The organism is Halorientalis sp. LT38, from assembly GCF_037031225.1.
Classification (GTDB): Archaea; Halobacteriota; Halobacteria; order Halobacteriales; family Haloarculaceae; genus Halorientalis; species Halorientalis halophila.
In genome coordinates, this window is sequence record NZ_JAYEZN010000002.1 from 95732 (window position 1) to 112117 (window position 16386).

Below are 16386 nucleotides of genomic sequence, written 5' to 3' on the forward strand. Positions count from 1 at the left end.
ATTCGCGGTCCCGCGTCCCGGCGTCGGTGCCCAGGGACACACCGGATTTCCGGTGAAAGTGGCTCCTACTCCCGATAAGGAGTGCCCTAATGAAAGAATAGTAACACGGGATCTGCTCGCGGAGACTGCTGTGTAACCGCGATAGAGCTGCTTGAATGCCCGATTTCACCGGAAACGGGGTGTGTTAGTATATTATTACTGCCCCGTCGGGGGCGAGGCCATCGTCAGACGGTTGTCAGATAAGGGCGCCGACACCGCGTTTCCGGTGAACCGTTTGCGGGTCTTCGAGGCGGGGTATATCGGGAAAATAGTATACTTTCCGATGAATGAGGTGTGCGGTTCGCGGCGGGGTTCGACGGGTCTCGGGAGTGGTTTCATCGGAAACCCGGTGTCCTGCTCTCGGGGAAAGAGTAAAGTCGGGTCCACCGGAAATCCGGTGTGAGAGGATGTCCGAATCCGACGACCTGTTCATCCGGGAGGATCCGATTTTCTCGAACAAGGAGCTGTTGGAGATCAATCATCTCCCGGACGAGGGCCGGATCGTCGGACGCGACGAGGAGATCAGCCAGCTCGCAAACGCCGTCAACCCCGCCATCTTCGGCCAGAGTCCGAGCAACATCCTCATCTACGGGAAGACCGGCACCGGCAAATCGCTCTGTGCGAAGTACGTCTCCCAGCGGCTCATCGGGACCGCCGACGAGGAGGGCGTCACGGCCGGGTTCGCCTACGTCGACTGCGCGCAGGACTCCACCGAAACGCAGGCCGTCCAGACCATCGCCAGCGCCCTGAACGACGAGGCGGCGACGGGGGTCAAGATCCCCGACCGGGGGATCAGCACGGCCACCTACTACAAGCGGCTCTGGTCGATCCTTGACGCGCAACTCGACGTCGCGCTGGTCATCCTGGACGAGATCGACAAACTGGACTCAGACGACATCCTGATGCAACTCTCCAGGGCCGGCGAGGCCGGCAAGATCGAGGACTGCAAGATCGGCGTCATCGGCATCAGCAACAAGATCAAGTACAAGGATCGGATGGACGAGCGGGTGAAATCGAGCCTCTGTGAGCGGGAGTTCGTCTTCCCGCCGTACGACGCGACGCAGTTGCGCTCGATCATGGAGGCCCGCAGCGACGCCTTCCGCGACGGCGTGCTCGACGAGTCGGTGATCCCGCGGGCCGCCGCGCTCGCCGCCAAGGAACACGGCGACGCCCGGAAGGCAATCGACATCCTCCGGTACGCCGGCGAGATCGCCCAGTCCAACGACCTGGGCACTGTGCGGGAGGACTTCGTCATCCAGGCCCGCGAGCGCGCCGAGACCGACCGGTTCCGCGAACTCATCCGAGGCTCGACGCCACACTCCCGGCACGTCCTGCAGGCGCTGACCGTCCTCTCGCTGGACGAGGGCGACGAGGAGGCGTTCCGGACGACCCGCGTCTTCGAGGTCTACCAGCAGATCTGCCGCCAGGAGGGGGCCGACCCCCTCTCCCTGCGCCGGGTGCGGGACCTGCTGAAGGAACACGCCTTCCTCGACATCCTGGAGCAGTCCCGCCACAGCGGCGGGAGCGCCGAGGGCAGTTACACGGAACACCAGTTGCTGGAGGACCCCCACGTCGTCAAACGCGTCCTGGCCGAGACCGTCGACTCGTGAGGCGGTGACGACGAGCGATCTGGCAGACTTCAGCCAAAGCAGGTAAGTCCCAGGGCTCAATACGGACCGTATGGCCGAAGGGTCGATCAGCTACGCCCTGGTACGGAAGGTCGCGGCCGAAAAGTCGGTCGATCCGGAGGTGCTGACGCCGCTGCACGACGTCATCGACCCGGACGCGCTCGAATCCCTCTTCGACGACTCCGACGGGTCGATGCTGCGGGACGGCTACATCGTCTTCAGCTACGAGGGCTTTACCGTCCGCGTGGACCACGACCGCGAGATCACGCTCTCCGAGGGACGGGCGGAGGCCTGACCTCGTTCCGTTCGCCCGGATCCTATCAGAAACGAACGATAGGACTGTAGTACGGGCCGCGAGCAGATTCACGGAAGATGTTCGACGAGCGATCGTCTGCCGCCCCGGAGACGCGACCCGAGTCGTACGCGTATCCCGTCGCGCTGGTCGGCCTCTTCCTGGGCGCGTCCCTGTCCTTCGCCACCGGACACGTCTGGATCGGGACGGTCGGCGTGGTACTGCTCTCCGTTCTCTCGCTCGTGTACGGCGCCCTCCAGTTCCCGGACCGCCTCGACTAGACGAGTCCGAGGACGGCGCCGCTCACCGCCCCGACCAGGGTCTCCCAGATCGAGAATCCGACCGTGATCGACAGGACCGTGTCGAGCCCGAAGAAGGCAAAGAGCGCGGCGCCGAACAGGTGGGCCTTCCGCAGGTCGAAGCGGTGGGAGAAGCGGTAGAAAAAGAGGGCGTTGGCCAGACTCACCGGGATGATCGCGAGCATCTCGCCGACCCAGATGGCCGGGTGCGCGCCGTACTGGATCGCCAGGCCGATGGTCACCAGCTGGGTCTTGTCGCCGAACTCGCCGACGGCCATCATGCTGAAGATGGGCAGGAAGCTGCCGAGCGTGGTCGGGACCGTCCCGATCACCGGGAGCTCGTACCCGTCGACGGCGCGGACGCCCGAGCCGTCGGTGTCGAGCGGCTGCGCCTCGGGGGCCGGGGCCGAGCGCCACAGTGCGGCCGCGAAGAACAGGAAGAGGGCGGCGGTGATGGCGTCGAGGTAGACGGCCGGCAGCGCCTCCTGGATCGCCTGCCCGAACCAGATCTCGAGGGCGGTCCACCCGGCGAAGGCCGTCCCGGCGGCCGAGACGACGATCAGCGGGTTGTACCGCGTCGAGAGCCCGGCGATGAGGAACTGCACCTTCTCGCCGGGCAGGACCACGAGCTGGGCGGTCATCGCGACGAGCATCACCTCGAGGAAGCCGCTCATGACTCCGAGGGAGTGGACGTGTCGGCTGCGTCGTCGTCATCGACCGCCTTCGCCCGGATCGTCCCGGCGACCCCGTCCGGCAGTTGCTGCTCGCCGTCGTCGTGGGCGACGGTCAGCAGGCCGATGGGCGCCTTCTCGACGATCCGGAGGTGACGGCCGGGGACGATGCCGGCCTCGGCGAGGTACTCGAGTTCCGACTCGTCGCGGTCGCGCACGCGCGAGACGACGACAGTGTCCCCGACGGAAAAGTCCGTGAGCGGACGCGTCTCGTCGGCGGCCGGCGGTTCCAGCGTCGCTGCCGGGATCGGGTCGCCGTGGGGGTCGACCGCCGGATCGCCCAGTCGCTCCGCGATCCGGGCCTCGAACTCCTCGCTGATGTGGTGTTCGAGGACGTCGGCCTCGTCGTGGACCTCGGTCCACTCGTAGTCGAGGTGGTCGACCAGGAACGCCTCCAGCAGCCGGTGGTGTCTCACGATCTCGACCGCGACGGTCTCGCCCTCGTTCGTCAGCTCCACGCCCTTGTACTTCTCGCGCGCGACGAACCCGCGATCCTCGAGCTTCTCCATCATGCTCGTCACCGTCGGCGCGGTCACCTCGAGGGCCTCGGCGATCACCGACGTCGCGACCGGTGCCCCACGCTCGCGCTGGAGCTCGTAGATCACCTTCAGGTAATCCTCCATCACGTCGCTCAGCATTCGTTACTGTGAATTAGACGCGTCTAAAGGATAAATCTGACCCTTCGAACGACGTTCGTTCGGTCCGTCGAGCGCGCACGCACGTCGCTCGTCGGTCGCAAGACGCCGATATCCGGGCCGTTCGCGAGAGATACGCAACCGGGACTCGACGGGATCGAGAAGTGCTCACAAGACTGTTTACGATATATTACAGCGTATACTTGGTGGGTCGGACGACGAAACGCGCGGTGCGGGGCGGCTAGAGGTTCCAGTCGACGTTGGCGGCGATCTCGAGGTGGTCGGTCGAGTGCAACACCGTGGCGACGCCGACGCCGACGAGCACGGCCCCTGCGAGGACCCCCGACGCCAGGACCGTCCACACCGCCGGCCCCGCGGCGGTGATGGACGGTGAGTACGTGGCGATGGCCCAGAAGAAGTCACCGAGGAAGACCCCGCCGCCGATCAGGAGGATCGTCCCGAGGAGTCGACTCGGGGTCGGCGTGGCGGGCTTGTCTTTGATACGCATCGATCTAGGTACTGTCTTCGACCGAAATAGGCGTTACTACGGACACGACCGTCGAAAGGACCGTCCGAAGTCGGTCTCGAGCCGGTCACTTGCCGGTACTATCGGCCGTCCGAGCCGCAACCAACTGCGAAGAGAGCGACTTCGACGCGGCAGGTTCTCAATTACAATGCCGTCGCCACCGAGTGTGAGACCCGGATGTACAGAGGGCGAACTGTCGCAGTCGTGGTCCCGGCGTACAACGAGGCGGGGTTGGTGGGCGAGGTACTCGACTCGGTCCCGGCCTACGTCGATCGGATCTACGTCGTCGACGACTGCTCGACCGACGATACCTGGGCGGAGATCCGCGACCACAGCGAACCGGAGCAGCCGGCGGTTGCGGCCAAGGCCGACGGTGGTCGCTCGACGGACCGGATCGTCCCGATCAGACACGAGGAGAACCGCGGGGTCGGCGGCGCGATAAAGACCGGCTACCAGCGGGCGCTCCGGGACGGGATGGACGTGACCGCGGTCGTCGCCGGCGACGGCCAGATGGATCCCTCGATCCTCGACCGGTTCGTCGAGCCGATCGTCGACGGCCGCGCCGACTACGCGAAGGGCGACCGGCTCCAGTCCCGGGAGCTGCGCTCGGCGATGTCGTCCTTTCGCTCGGCCGGGAACTTCCTGCTCACCTTCCTCACCAAACTCGCCAGCGGGTACTGGCGCACCAACGACCCACAGAACGGCTACACCGCAATCTCGCTCGACGCGCTCGAACGCATCGACCTCGACGGGCTGTACGACCGCTACGGGTTCAGCAACGACCTGCTCATCACCCTCAACGCCCACGGGTTCCGCGTTGCCGACGTGCCGATGCAGGCCGTCTACGGCGACGAGGAGAGCCACATTCGCTACTCCTCCTTTGTCCCGCGGCTCTCGGCCCTGCTGTTGACGGGCTTTCTGTGGCGACTGAAGGTCAAGTACTGCCTCGTCGACTTCCATCCGCTCGTCTTCCTCTACGGGCTGGGGACACTCGGCGGCGCCGCCGGGCTCTCCTTCGCCGCGCTGACGCTGGCGGGCGGCGGCTCGCTGCTCGCGGGGAGCGTCTCGGTCCTCATGCTCCTCGTTAGCTGTGCCCTCCTGGTGTTCGCCATGATCTTCGACATGCAGCACAACGAACACTTAGAGGAGAAGGTCTCGTACTGACTCAGCCCGGCGAAGAGTGGGTGGGCGACGGCGACTCCGTCTCCCTGGTCGACCGGGAGATGCCGGTGACCCGGTCGATGTCGCGCGGGTTCTCGGCCACGTTCACGAGGAGTTCGGTCAGATCGACGGTCTCGGACAGCAGCGCCTCGCGACGGGTCGCCCACCGCTCGGCCGCGCCGTCGTCGGTGAGCAGTTCGAGCGCCGTCGACAGCACGCCTTCGAACTCGGCGACGTTGCGGACGAGGCCGCGCTCTGCGAGTTCGACGAAGTTCCCCATGTCGTCCTCGCCGACGAAGGAGTTCGAACGGACGGCCGGCGTCCCCAGGAGCGCCGCTTCGGTGACCATGGTCTGGGTGTCCGCGACGAGCAGCGACGCCTCGGCGAGGGCGTCGTGGAGCCGCGCGGGGTGGAGGTCGAACGGCCGTGCCGCCGTCGCCCCGACGTCCAGGTCGCCGCCCTCGTCGGAGACGAAGACGGTCGCGTGCTCGTCGAGCGCCGTGATCAGCTCCCGAACCTGATCCGGAGTGAAACCGCCGTGGCCCACGTCGTGGTGGGAGCCGAAGGCGTTCAGCCGGAGGACGACGAAGGGGTCCTCGCCGACCCCGAGGTCATCCCGCACCGACGGGTCCGCGTCGAACGTCTCCGGGTGGAGATAGGCCGACTCCTTGAACCCGTGGAACACCCGATGTTTCGGGCCCAGGTCGCGCCGGAAGGTGTCCGGCGTCAGCAGCGCGTCGGCGAGCGCCCGGGCGATGCGGTGGTCGAGCGTCGTCGGCTCGGAGTCGTGGACGAGGATCGTCCGCGCCCCCGTGAGTGCCCCCGCCGGGGCGGCGTAGGCGCCGATCCCGAACACCACGTCGGGGTCGAACCGGCGCGCCTCAGCGAGCGCGCGGGCGTACTGCCGGGGGAGGTTCGTCAGCAGCGAGCGCTTGGTCGTGTCGCAGCCGCCGTAGACGGTGTAGGGGAGATCGGCGGCGTCGGCGAGCGCGAGCGTGCAGCCGTAGTCCCGCGCGAGGACCCGGACCTCGTGGTCGCGGGCCTGGAGTTCCGCGACGACGTTCTTGTACAGGTGCACGTGTGCCGGCGTGTTCACGAAAATCAAATATCGCATCGAGCGGCTGTCGAACGGCGGACACCGTAGTTACACGCGACCTTACGGGTGACCGACCGTTTCCTACCGGGCGAGATACAGATCGTACTCCCCCGTCGTGGACACGCGATCGACGCCGCGCTGGTGATCCAGCGACCGGAACTGGGCCTTCGAGTAGCGGAGTTCGCGGAAGACCTCCGTCTCGCGCTGGCGGTTGCGCTCGTTCACGACGAGGTAGAGCGGGCCCGGACTGGCCGCCGGGAGTCGCGTCAGGTTCTCCCCGGTGACGCTACGTTCGTACTTCCCCTTGGCCGCTTCGTACCCTTCGACGGCGTGGGCGTAGCGGTACGGTCCCTGCCGGATCCCGGCGACCGGCACGTCCGGATCGCGGTGCTCGAAGGTCGTCGCGTAGCCGTCGAACTGCTGTTGGGAGACGTGGTGATTCGACAGGTAGAGATACGGTGAGGAGAACACGGTCACGACCGTCAGCGGGAGCAAGACCACGAACAGCAACACGACGCCGATCCGGACCGTGCGGCGCGAGACGACCGTGCCGAGCCCGTCTCCGAACCGGACCAGTCCGAGCGACCCGAGGAGCGTCGCGATCAACAGCAGGTAGCCCAGAATTCGGAAGTACAGCGAGGCGATGTTCCCGACGAAAAACAGGAAGAAGAGTGGAACCGCGAACGCGCCGCCGACGGCCATGTAGGTCACGAAGGTGTCCGTGGCGCCGCCCGAGACCGCGGTCTCCGACTCCGTGGCGTATGCGAGCAGTAACACCGCGAGCAGCAGGGAGACGCCGATCCCCACCAGGGCGGACACGACGAGGAAGAGCACGCCGGTGACACCGGAGAGGAGCGAAGACAGCGGCCGGGCGTAGATCGCGGCGCTGAGCGGCAGGAGCGTCAGGATGCCCATGAATCCGTACCCGAGATACCGTCTGGACGCCGAGAACCGGTGCCGGAACCGGCCGTGGATGTTGAGGAGGACGAAGAGCCCGGCGAGCGCGACGTATAGCAACGCGGCCGGGAACATCCGCACCAGTAGCTCCGCGGGCGAGGCGCCGATCGCGGACAGCGAACTCGCCTGCGAGGCCGTCTCTCGCCCGGCGGTGGCCGACCCCTGCACGAACTCGAGAATCGACGGGACGTACGTTCTCGAGGCCGTCTGGAACTGCTCGGTCCGGACGACCCACGCGAAGAAGACGCCGATCACGAAGACGGTGTGAACGAGGAGCGACCGGACGGCGATCGGTCGCCTGCCCCCGAGGCTCGCGTAGCGGAACGGATCCTGCTCGCCGGACCCGCTCCCGGAGAGGAACTGGACGACCGTGATGCCGACGAACAGCAGGATGACGTTCAGCGCCTGTAGCGGGTGGCCGAAGACGAGCGCGACGGACGTGAGTGCGAGCAACAGGCTGAACGGCGAGGCGAGCGAGTCGCGCGGATCGAAGACGAACCGGAGCGCGACGTAGATCACGAGCGGCGTGAAGAACATCGCCTGCGTGTACGGGTGCACCCGATTGAACGTCTCGAGGTTCGTGATCGGGAGGAGCAGAAAGGACGAGAAGGCCGCGATCGGGACGGCCTGCGGTCTGGAACTGACCGTGCGAACGATCAGCGGCGTGAAGACGAAAAACGGGATCGTGAACGCCACCATCGCCAGCAACAGCGAGTGTTCGAGCGCGGTCCCGACGACGTCGTGGAACACGAGCGCCGTCGAGTGGAGGCCGGTGTACAAAAGCTCCGTCACGAAGTACTTCCCCGCTTCGATGTCCCGGATCCACCCGAGGTGGGTCGCCGGGTCGCCCGGCCCGGCGAACGCGTACCCGCGCAGGAGCGGGAGTCCGACGACGGCCGTCAGCGTCGCACCCCCCAGGTAGAGCGCGGGAGCCGTATACCGTCCAGCGGCGGGCAGGAGCGAGAGGGCGAGCGCAACCGCGAGCGCGACGCCGGCACCGACCCAGAAGACGGTCGGCGTTCCGGCGTAAATCGAGAGCTCGTACCCCTCGGGGGGCGAGGAGAAGGCCCCGAGAATGGCGACGGTGAGCGAGAGGAACCCGACGCTCAGCAGGAGTTTGGCGACGTACCGCTGCCACAGCGACTGCCGGGAGCCGCTCGTCATCGGCTCGCCCCCGCAGGTCGTGGTCGCTCGCTGACGTTGGTCCACACGTGAAGGTGCCGGTACGCCGAGTCCGTCGTCGGGCCCTCCGGCGGCTCCCCCCGGTAGACGAGATACGTGAGACGGAGGTCCTCGCCGGCGAGTTGGGGCGTGAACTCGTGGGGCGCCCGCCACTCCGAACCGGACTCGACGCGCTCACCGAACCGAGTCACGGTCTGCCGTTCGTGGACGTCGGTCGTGTTGCCGTCCGTCGACACCCGCTGTAACTGGACGACCACCGAGTAGTTCTGCGTCCGTTGCTCGTGATTCTTCACCGCCAGCACGAGCTCACTCGTCTCCCCGACGGTCAGGTTCCGGGGGTAGTCCCCGAGTCGCTCCGCGGACTCGTTGCCCGTGAGCAGCGAGACCTCGGTGTACCTGCTGTCGGTGTTGGGAACCGTGAGTCCGAGTCCGAGCGCGGTCGTCGCGAGCAGGACCGCGACGACCAGCCCGACGTTCAGTGCGACCTCGACGGTGGTCTGCGCGTGGAACCGCCCGGACGGTGACCACGGGACCAGCCCCTGCAGTCGGGGGCTGAACCGCTCCGAGGCGGGGACGCGCCGTCGCCGGCGGGCCCCGAGGGCGACCCCGCCGAGGCTGACCAGCGTGAGGACCGTGAGGATCGACACGAGCGACGTCCCGATCCCGACGACCGACATCGCGACGACGAGAATCGGGACGAGGGTGAGCGAGAGTCCAAAGGACAGCGCCAGTCGGGTCGGCAGATCGATCCGCGAAGACTGGACGCTCCGTACCTGTCGCCACACCAGCGACGATCGGTCGGCGTCCGACACCGAAACGATGCCGTCGACTGCGCCCGCTGTCCCCCGGCGCGGGAACAACGCTGCGAGGAGCGAATAGCCCGGCAGAAACAGGACGAGCGGGATCCCGAGCAGCGTCCGGATCGCGATCGCTTCCGGTGGGAGGGCCAAAAGCAGGAGATTCGCGAGCAGGACGTAGCCCGCCACGAGCGCCAGATCGGACGCGTCGCTGCCGGCGAGGCGCGACAACAGGCCATCCTGACCCCGATCGATCGCCCCCGTCATGTACTCGCTTCGGTGGACGAAACGGGCGAGTGACGTTCCCGGGTCTGTTCGAGAGCGTGCGTAAAGATAACTGGGTGCGAACAGTGGGTCCGGAGGGCGTCAGCGTCTGTCGTCACCTGATCGACGTCGGTCGTCCTCATGTGAGCGGGACGACGCCGTCCTATCGTATTGTAATTCATTCCCTTCCGACACCAACGGCCGATAGGGGCGGAGTAGCGGTGGGTTACGTTCCAGTCGCGTTCCGATCCCAATCGTGACTAGCCCGATAATAACGAACTACTGGCCGCGACGAGTCGATACCAATGGACCGGCGATCCTTCCTCCGAACGGCGGCCTGTGCAGTCGCGGTGACGGCGGGCTGTAGCGCTCTCGAGGACGAGCAGCGGGGGCGACGGACCGCAACCCCCCGGGCCGGGAGAGCGGAGCAATCGGAGCCGCGTGTGCGGGAGGTCACCGTCGAAGAGGGCGAGACCTGGAAACACAGACTCGACGACGGTGAGACACTGGAGAACGTCGTCATCGACATCTCTGCCGACGGCGCGGGGTACAGTCTCCACGCGCTGGCCAACGACTGGACGATCCGCAACGTCGGCGTCAGGGGGAAGTGGGACTACGAACCCAGCAACAGCCCGTTCACGCTGTCGGTGCCCGACGGCGAGGGGTCGGGGGTCGTCCGGAACTTCTACCTGGGCGACGGGGGGCCTGCGAACACCGGCATCTACGTCCACGCGGATCACGCGGGCGACCTCGTTCTCAGGAACCTCAACATCCAGAACGTGACGGACAACGGGCTGTACGCGTCGGATCCGGGCTCACCAGAACGGGTTCAGAACGGCCAGGGCGGTGCAGTCCGCGTCTACGACTCGTATTTCAGGAACAACGAGAACCCCCAGTGTCGACTGGGGACTGACGAATCGCTCGCGAAGAACTGCGTGGCGGTCAACGAGACGGGCGGCACCGCGTGTTTCCGGGACTACTGGGGCGCCGGCGTGACGTTCGTGAACTGCGACGCGTACGCGCCGTACGGCGGGGGATTCAAATCCGGCAGTTCGACCTGGAACGAGCGACGCGACGTCCGCTGCCGGAACAGGACGTATCTGGAGAACTGTCGGGCGAAAGCCGCCATTCCGCTGTACGGACCGTGTCGGATCGAAGGGCGACTCCGATCGGAGCCGCGGACCGAGCCGCCGTCGGGGGTTCCCACGTCCGCGTCCGAAGCCGCGTACGAATCGCTCGGTGGGTCGGCGGGGCGCTGACCGGTCGGTCGCGTTTCCACAGCGACCCTCTCTCTGCCGTGCAACAGGTTAAAGAACGGATAACGAAGGTCGACAGCGAGCAACGCTCGACCACCTGTATGAACGCTCACCTTGCGCAGGACCGAGTCGGGCGTGCGCTACCGAGGCGGTGTGCACGTCTCTGGACGTCGGACGGCTGCGAGCGACTCTCTCCCGCTGGTCTCGTCGACGACCCGAAGCCGATTGCCGCTCTCTCACCGTGACTGTCGAAACTGATCGCGCCACACCGGACGACGGGACGGGCCTGGTCTCGCGAATCGTCACTCGGTTCAAGACGAAATTCGTCGGGCAGGCCGTCGCGACCGTGTCGAGCAGCGCCCTGATGGTCCTGCTGGCCCGGATGCTCGATCCCAGCAAGTACGGGATGCTCTCGCTGGCCGTCGCGGTGTTCGGAGCGGTCGGCGTGTTCAGCAAACTCGGGATCGCCAAGTCCGGGGCCCGGTACATCGCGGAGTACAAGGAACGGGAGCCGGGCCAGATCCCGCACATCCTCCGCGTGGCCTTCGGGCTCAACCTCGTGGCCGTCGTCGTCGTCAGCAGCGTGTTGCTCGTCGGCCACGGCTACCTGGCGTCGCTCTTCGACGAACCGGGACTGGAGTCGCTGTTGCTGTTCGGCGCGCTGTTTCTCGCGTTCGAGGCGCTGACCGTGTTCTCGCAACTGGTGCTCCAGGGGTTCGAGGAGATCAGGCTCGCGGCGACGATCGACGTCGTCAACTACGGCTGCCGGCTCCTCTTCGCGGTCGGTCTCGTGTGGTTCGGGTTCGGCGCCCTCGGCGCGCTCGGTGGGTACATCGTCGGGTTCGCCACGGCGTCGCTGGTCGGGGGCTGGTTCGTCTACGCCAGGTTCTACCGCGGGGCCGAGACCTCGGCCGTCGAGACTGGACTGAGCCGGCGGATCGCCGAGTACGCCGTCCCGGTGACGGCGACGAACACCGCCCACAGCCTCAGCAAGCGCGTCGATACGGTGCTGGTCGGCTACTTCCTGACGCCCGTCGCCGTCACCTTCTACATCGTCAGCAAGCAGGTCATGACGTTCGTCGAGACGCCGCTGACCGCGCTCGGGTTCACGCTGTCCCCGACGTTCGGCGCGCAGAAAGCCGACGACAACGTCGGTCAGGCGGCCCGGATCTACGAGGAAGCGCTCACGTACTCGCTTCTGTTCTACGTCCCCGCCGCGGCGGGGATCTACCTCGTCGCCGAACCCGTCATCAGACTGCTGTTCGGGGCGGAGTACCTCGGCGCGACGCCGGTGCTCAAGGTATTCACCGTGTACATCGTGCTCCGCTCGATCACGAAGATCACGAGCAACGCGCTCGACTATCTCGGCCGGGCCCGGGAGCGTGCGATCGCCAAGGGGGGCACCGCCGTGCTGAACGTGGGCCTGAACGTCCTCCTCATTCCGCTCCTGGGCGTCGTCGGCGCGGCCGTCGCGACGATCGCCACCTACACGCTCTACACCTCGATGAACGTGTACATCATCCACCAGGAGTTCGACCTCCGCGTCGGCCACCTCTTCCGGCAGTTCCTCCTGGTCGCCGCCGTCACCGCCGGGATGGCGGGGAGCATCCTCGTCCTCACCGGTGAGATCGGGAGCTGGATCGCACTCGCCCTCACGGTCCTGCTGGGCGTGGTGGTCTGGGGCGTGCTATCGATACTCGCGGGACTGATCGAAGTCAGCAACGTACGGGCCGTACTATGACCGGAGCGAATCAGGAAGCCGTCACGGAGTCCGCCGATCGACCGGAGACGGCCGAGTTCGTCTGCCCGGAGTGTTCGGGGGTGCTCGACCCGGAGGGGTACCGATGTCGGAACTGCGGTGTCGTCGGCATCGACCTGGACGGCGTCGTGTCGTTCAGGGAGACGGAGACCGGCTCGGCGGGAACCGGGATCGCCGCCGACGAACTGCCAGAGGGGGCTCGACTGCCGACGCCGGATGCCGACTCCATCGGAACCGCGCTCGAGGGCGAACCGGACCGCACGGACCGTCGCTCGGTGGTGACCGACGTCAGACGAGACCTCTGGCGCGTCCTCGCGGCCGAACACCTCACCGGGCGCTGCCTGAACCTCTACACCGAGTTCGGGCGGCGGTCGCTGTGTCTGGCCGAACTCGTCGACGTGGTGTACGCCGTCGATCCGCGCCTCTCCCGGCTGCGGGTGGCGGCCGACCGCGAGGATTACGAGAGCACCGAACGGGTCGTGCCGGTCCACGCGACCCGCGACCGGCTCCCGTTCGCGGCGGGGACGTTCGACACGATCGTCGCCGACTTCTCCGGGCGAACCGACGTCAGGGAAGGCGTCGAGCAACTCCGCGAGTACCTCGCCCCGGGCGGGTCGCTCCTGTGCATCGCCGACGGGTGGCCCCGCAAACTGGCGGCCACGTCGGCAGCCGAACTCGGCCGAGACGCTGCAGCACGCCGTCGCCCGCTCTCGCCGGGAACCGCGAACGGGTACCGACGACTCGGACGGTCGGTCGGCTTCGATCACGTCGCCGCGTACGCGCTCCTCCCGTCGTCGGAGCGCCCGCTCTATGCCTTCCCGGTCGAGAACGACCGGGCCGTTCGCACGATCGGCGAGTTCGCGCTGGCCGAACGCGGCCGGTACGCCGACGCCTTCGCGCCGATCGTCTCGCGGCTGGCCGGCAGCCGGCTGACGAAACAGTGTTTCCCGAGCTATCTCGTGGTGTACGCGGACGAGCACAGGGACTCGAGCTTCGCGTTCACCGATCCGCTCGTCGTCGCCGGTCGCACTCGGTCCATCGTTCTCGACGTCGGGGCCGACGGGATCGAGTCGGTGGTGAAGGTTCCGAACAGGCGGGCCCACGCGCCGTTCACCGCACGCGAGAACGAACACCTCGAGCGCCTGCGGTCGTCGGGAGCGCCGATCACGGAGACGCTCCCGGAGGGGCGACAGATCGCGTCGCGGTTCGGACCGGCCAGGGCGGAACGGCCGGCATCGGGCCGCGAACTCGGCGCGGAACTCACCGGCGATCCCGAGTCGTTCGGCCGCGTCCTCTCAATCGGTCTCGACTGGCTCGCGGCGTTCCAGCAGTCGTTCCGCGGTGAGTCCGAGACCCGTTCGCCCGCCGAGATCCGCGAGGACCTGCGGTTCGAGCCGACCGGCCTGGAACCGCCGACGGTCGAGGCGCCGCTCGAGACATTCACCACGCCCGTCCACGGCGACTTCCTGGCGGCCAACATCCACGCGCACGACGATGCCGTGACGACGGTCATCGACTGGGAGTACGTCGCCCCCGCGGCGTCACCGGTCGTCGACGCGGGGTACGTCCTGATCGACACGGCGTATCGCACGATCGGTGACCTCGAGGAGGGGCTCCGGACCGTGCTCTGTGACCGAAACGAGTTCGCGGACCGCGCCCGGGAGGCGGTCCGGACGTACTGCGACGCCGTCGACCTGCCCGTCGAGACGTTCGAGCGGTACCTGCACGCCGTGTACGTCCATCAGCTCGAACTCGACCGGCGCTTCGGCGCTGCGAAGACCCACCCCGACCGGATGGCGGACCTGACCCGGAGAGCCAGAATCGTCCGTGACGTCGCGACCGAGTCGGCGCTGTTCTGACCGCCACTGCGCTCGCGGAGACGATATGCTCCGGCGCTCCCGGAGCCCGACACAGACTGGACGTTAGTGAACTCATACTGACCAATTAGTACAATGCTACCGTCCAGGTGCACTTTCCATTCAATGGTATTACATATGCGGTGTAATGAAAAAGTGGGGTTTGACCCTTGGCACGATCGAATTAACGCGTTCAACCGCACCCGGGGCGCAGTTGGTAAGCAATAATTAGTAATCAGTCGCATTCTTTTCCAACTGGCAATAACTCATAATATAGTAGGTACTTCCTACTGCACATGGTCGGTAATAGAGAAGACCAGCGCAGTAGTAATGCAGAGCATACTGGGTCGTCTGACGACCAGGAGACTACCATCAATCGCCGAACGGCGATCAAGACGCTGGGAGTCGCGACCGGTGCGGCCGTCCTCCCGATGACGGCGGCGCGTGGTTCGGCCGCCCAGAGCGACTACAGCCTCGTCGAGGTCGCCGCGGGGGACACGAAGACGGTACAGGTCTCCGGCGGCGAGACCTTCGAGAACGTCCTCTTCGACATCACGGCCGAGGGTGCCGGCGCGCAGATTTTCGCGGACGGGACGGACTGGACGATCCGGAACGTCGGCTTCAGAGGCAAAGAGCCGGAGGGCATCGAGCCGCTCGTCCTCGCCGAGCGGGGACTGGTCCAGAACGTCTACATCGGCGACGGCTCGGTCGCCGGGGACTCGACCATCGGCGTGTATACGGAAAACGACGTGAGCGAGGGTCCGCTCGAGTTCGAGAACGTGCACATCGGCTACTTCACCAACAACGCCATCTACGCGACGCCGACGCTGGCCGTGGAGAACGAGGGTCCCGTCGTCAACATCCGGGCCTCGTACTTCGAGAACAACAACATCAGTAACGTGAAGCTGGGGTCGCCGTTCGGGGACTGTACGATCGAAGATACGGTTATGCGGGTCGACGGCGACGTTCGAGCGCACCCGAACGGGATCGGCCGGCGGTCGGTGTGGGCACACTCCGAACAGACCGCGGACGGCGAGGAGATCCCCACGACGACGGTCCTGCGGAACTGCGACATTCAGGGGATGCTCAAGACGGACAACAACGGCCGGATCGAGCTCGAGAACACGCGGCACGACGGCATCCGTGATACCGACGGTACCTCGGAGGGCGGGATCTACGGCGAGTCGGCCGGGTCGCCGGACCTGACGCCGCCCGCGGACGTCCCCATGACGGCCGAAGAAGCGGCTTCGGGCGACGCGTCCGGCGATGGTACGGACGGCAGCACCAGCGACGCGGACTCGGATCCCGTGTACGACCACGTGCTCGCAGTCCTGACCGATACGTCCGTCCAGTCGATGGACTACTCGCTCTACGTGGACGGCGACGTGGCGAAAACGACGACCGACGACGGTCAGAAGGCCGAGTCGAACGACACGATCGAGACCCTCTCGGACGGCCGGACCGTCGTCCGCGGCGTCACCGGGAACGGGTTCGCCGACGCCTTCGAGTACAGCGGCAGCATCGACGGGTTCGAGATCACGAACATCAGTTCCGGTGACATCAGCGGCGTCTCCTTCGAAATCGACGGCCAAGCCGTGAGCACACAGGCCGTCGTCGACGGGACCGTCGGTGAGAGCGACGACGGCTCTACAGACGACGGAACGGACGGTTCCACCGACGACGGAACGGACGGCTCCACGGACGACGGAACGGACGGCTCCACGGACGATGGAACGGACGACGGGACCGACGGTTCCACGGACGACGGGACCGACGGTTCCACGGACGACGGGACCGACGGTTCCACGGACGACGGGACCGACGGTTCCACGGACGACGGAACCGACGGTTCCACGGACGACGGAACCGATGGGTCGAGCGGGTCCGGCGGTATTCTGGTGATCGACG

14 protein-coding genes are annotated in these 16386 nt (G+C 66.6%); 8 read left to right on the top strand and 6 right to left on the bottom strand.

Features of this window, described 5'->3' with window-relative positions; translation table 11 throughout:
- Nucleotides 1–446 precede the first annotated feature (446 nt).
- The 3 genes from U5918_RS18490 to U5918_RS18500 all read left to right on the top strand — a co-directional run bounded on the left by U5918_RS18490 (nt 447) and on the right by U5918_RS18500 (nt 2240).
- Nucleotides 447–1649 (top strand): orc1/cdc6 family replication initiation protein, encoded by a 1203-nt coding sequence (locus tag U5918_RS18490; protein WP_336003513.1) that lies wholly within the window; start codon nt 447–449, stop codon nt 1647–1649.
- Nucleotides 1650–1719: 70 nt separating this feature from the next.
- Entirely contained in the window at nt 1720–1962 is a 243-nt protein-coding gene (locus tag U5918_RS18495) for a HalOD1 output domain-containing protein (protein ID WP_336003515.1), read from the top strand.
- A 77-nt stretch (nt 1963–2039) separates the two neighbouring features.
- The gene (locus tag U5918_RS18500; protein ID WP_336003518.1) at nt 2040–2240 is read left to right on the top strand and encodes a hypothetical protein; all 201 of its coding nucleotides are present in this window, start codon (nt 2040–2042) and stop codon (nt 2238–2240) included.
- Here U5918_RS18500 and U5918_RS18505 read toward each other — a convergent pair.
- The 3 genes from U5918_RS18505 to U5918_RS18515 all read right to left on the bottom strand — a co-directional run bounded on the left by U5918_RS18505 (nt 2237) and on the right by U5918_RS18515 (nt 4132).
- Nucleotides 2237–2932 (bottom strand): TMEM165/GDT1 family protein, encoded by a 696-nt coding sequence (locus U5918_RS18505; RefSeq protein WP_336003520.1) that lies wholly within the window; start codon nt 2930–2932, stop codon nt 2237–2239. The genes U5918_RS18500 and U5918_RS18505 overlap by 4 nt on opposite strands.
- Complete coding sequence (locus U5918_RS18510; protein ID WP_336003521.1) at nt 2929–3627, bottom strand: metal-dependent transcriptional regulator; 699 nt, start codon at nt 3625–3627, stop codon at nt 2929–2931. Before U5918_RS18510 ends, U5918_RS18505 begins: the two co-directional genes overlap by 4 nt.
- Nucleotides 3628–3865: 238 nt before the next feature.
- The gene (locus U5918_RS18515) at nt 3866–4132 is read right to left on the bottom strand and encodes a hypothetical protein (RefSeq protein WP_336003523.1); all 267 of its coding nucleotides are present in this window, start codon (nt 4130–4132) and stop codon (nt 3866–3868) included.
- A gap of 195 nt (nt 4133–4327) precedes the next feature.
- Between U5918_RS18515 and U5918_RS18520 the strand changes: the two genes are divergently transcribed.
- On the top strand, nt 4328–5314 hold the full coding sequence (locus U5918_RS18520) for a glycosyltransferase family 2 protein (RefSeq protein ID WP_336003524.1): 987 nt from the start codon (nt 4328–4330) through the stop codon (nt 5312–5314).
- A gap of 1 nt (nt 5315) precedes the next feature.
- On the opposite strand, the gene U5918_RS18525 is transcribed toward U5918_RS18520, so the two are convergent.
- The 3 genes from U5918_RS18525 to U5918_RS18535 form a co-directional block, all read right to left on the bottom strand.
- A complete protein-coding gene (locus U5918_RS18525; protein WP_418771388.1) occupies nt 5316–6425 on the bottom strand; it encodes a hypothetical protein in 1110 nt (369 codons plus the stop codon).
- Between the two features lie 63 nt (nt 6426–6488).
- Nucleotides 6489–8528 carry a hypothetical protein gene (locus U5918_RS18530; protein WP_336003526.1) on the bottom strand — a complete coding sequence of 680 codons (2040 nt, stop codon included), beginning with the start codon at nt 8526–8528 and terminating at the stop codon, nt 6489–6491.
- The gene (locus U5918_RS18535) at nt 8525–9610 is read right to left on the bottom strand and encodes a DUF1616 domain-containing protein (RefSeq protein ID WP_336003528.1); all 1086 of its coding nucleotides are present in this window, start codon (nt 9608–9610) and stop codon (nt 8525–8527) included. Before U5918_RS18535 ends, U5918_RS18530 begins: the two co-directional genes overlap by 4 nt.
- Nucleotides 9611–9912: 302 nt before the next feature.
- Between U5918_RS18535 and U5918_RS18540 the strand changes: the two genes are divergently transcribed.
- The 4 genes from U5918_RS18540 to U5918_RS18555 form a co-directional block, all read left to right on the top strand.
- The gene (locus U5918_RS18540; RefSeq protein ID WP_336003530.1) at nt 9913–10866 is read left to right on the top strand and encodes a hypothetical protein; all 954 of its coding nucleotides are present in this window, start codon (nt 9913–9915) and stop codon (nt 10864–10866) included.
- Nucleotides 10867–11104: 238 nt separating this feature from the next.
- Nucleotides 11105–12604 carry a flippase gene (locus U5918_RS18545; protein ID WP_336003531.1) on the top strand — a complete coding sequence of 500 codons (1500 nt, stop codon included), beginning with the start codon at nt 11105–11107 and terminating at the stop codon, nt 12602–12604.
- Nucleotides 12601–14481: a hypothetical protein gene (locus tag U5918_RS18550; protein WP_336003532.1), complete on the top strand. Its 1881-nt coding sequence runs from the start codon at nt 12601–12603 to the stop codon at nt 14479–14481. Before U5918_RS18545 ends, U5918_RS18550 begins: the two co-directional genes overlap by 4 nt.
- A 293-nt stretch (nt 14482–14774) precedes the next feature.
- A partial coding sequence (locus U5918_RS18555; RefSeq protein WP_336003534.1) for a hypothetical protein occupies nt 14775–16386 on the top strand: 1612 nt, incomplete at its 3' end.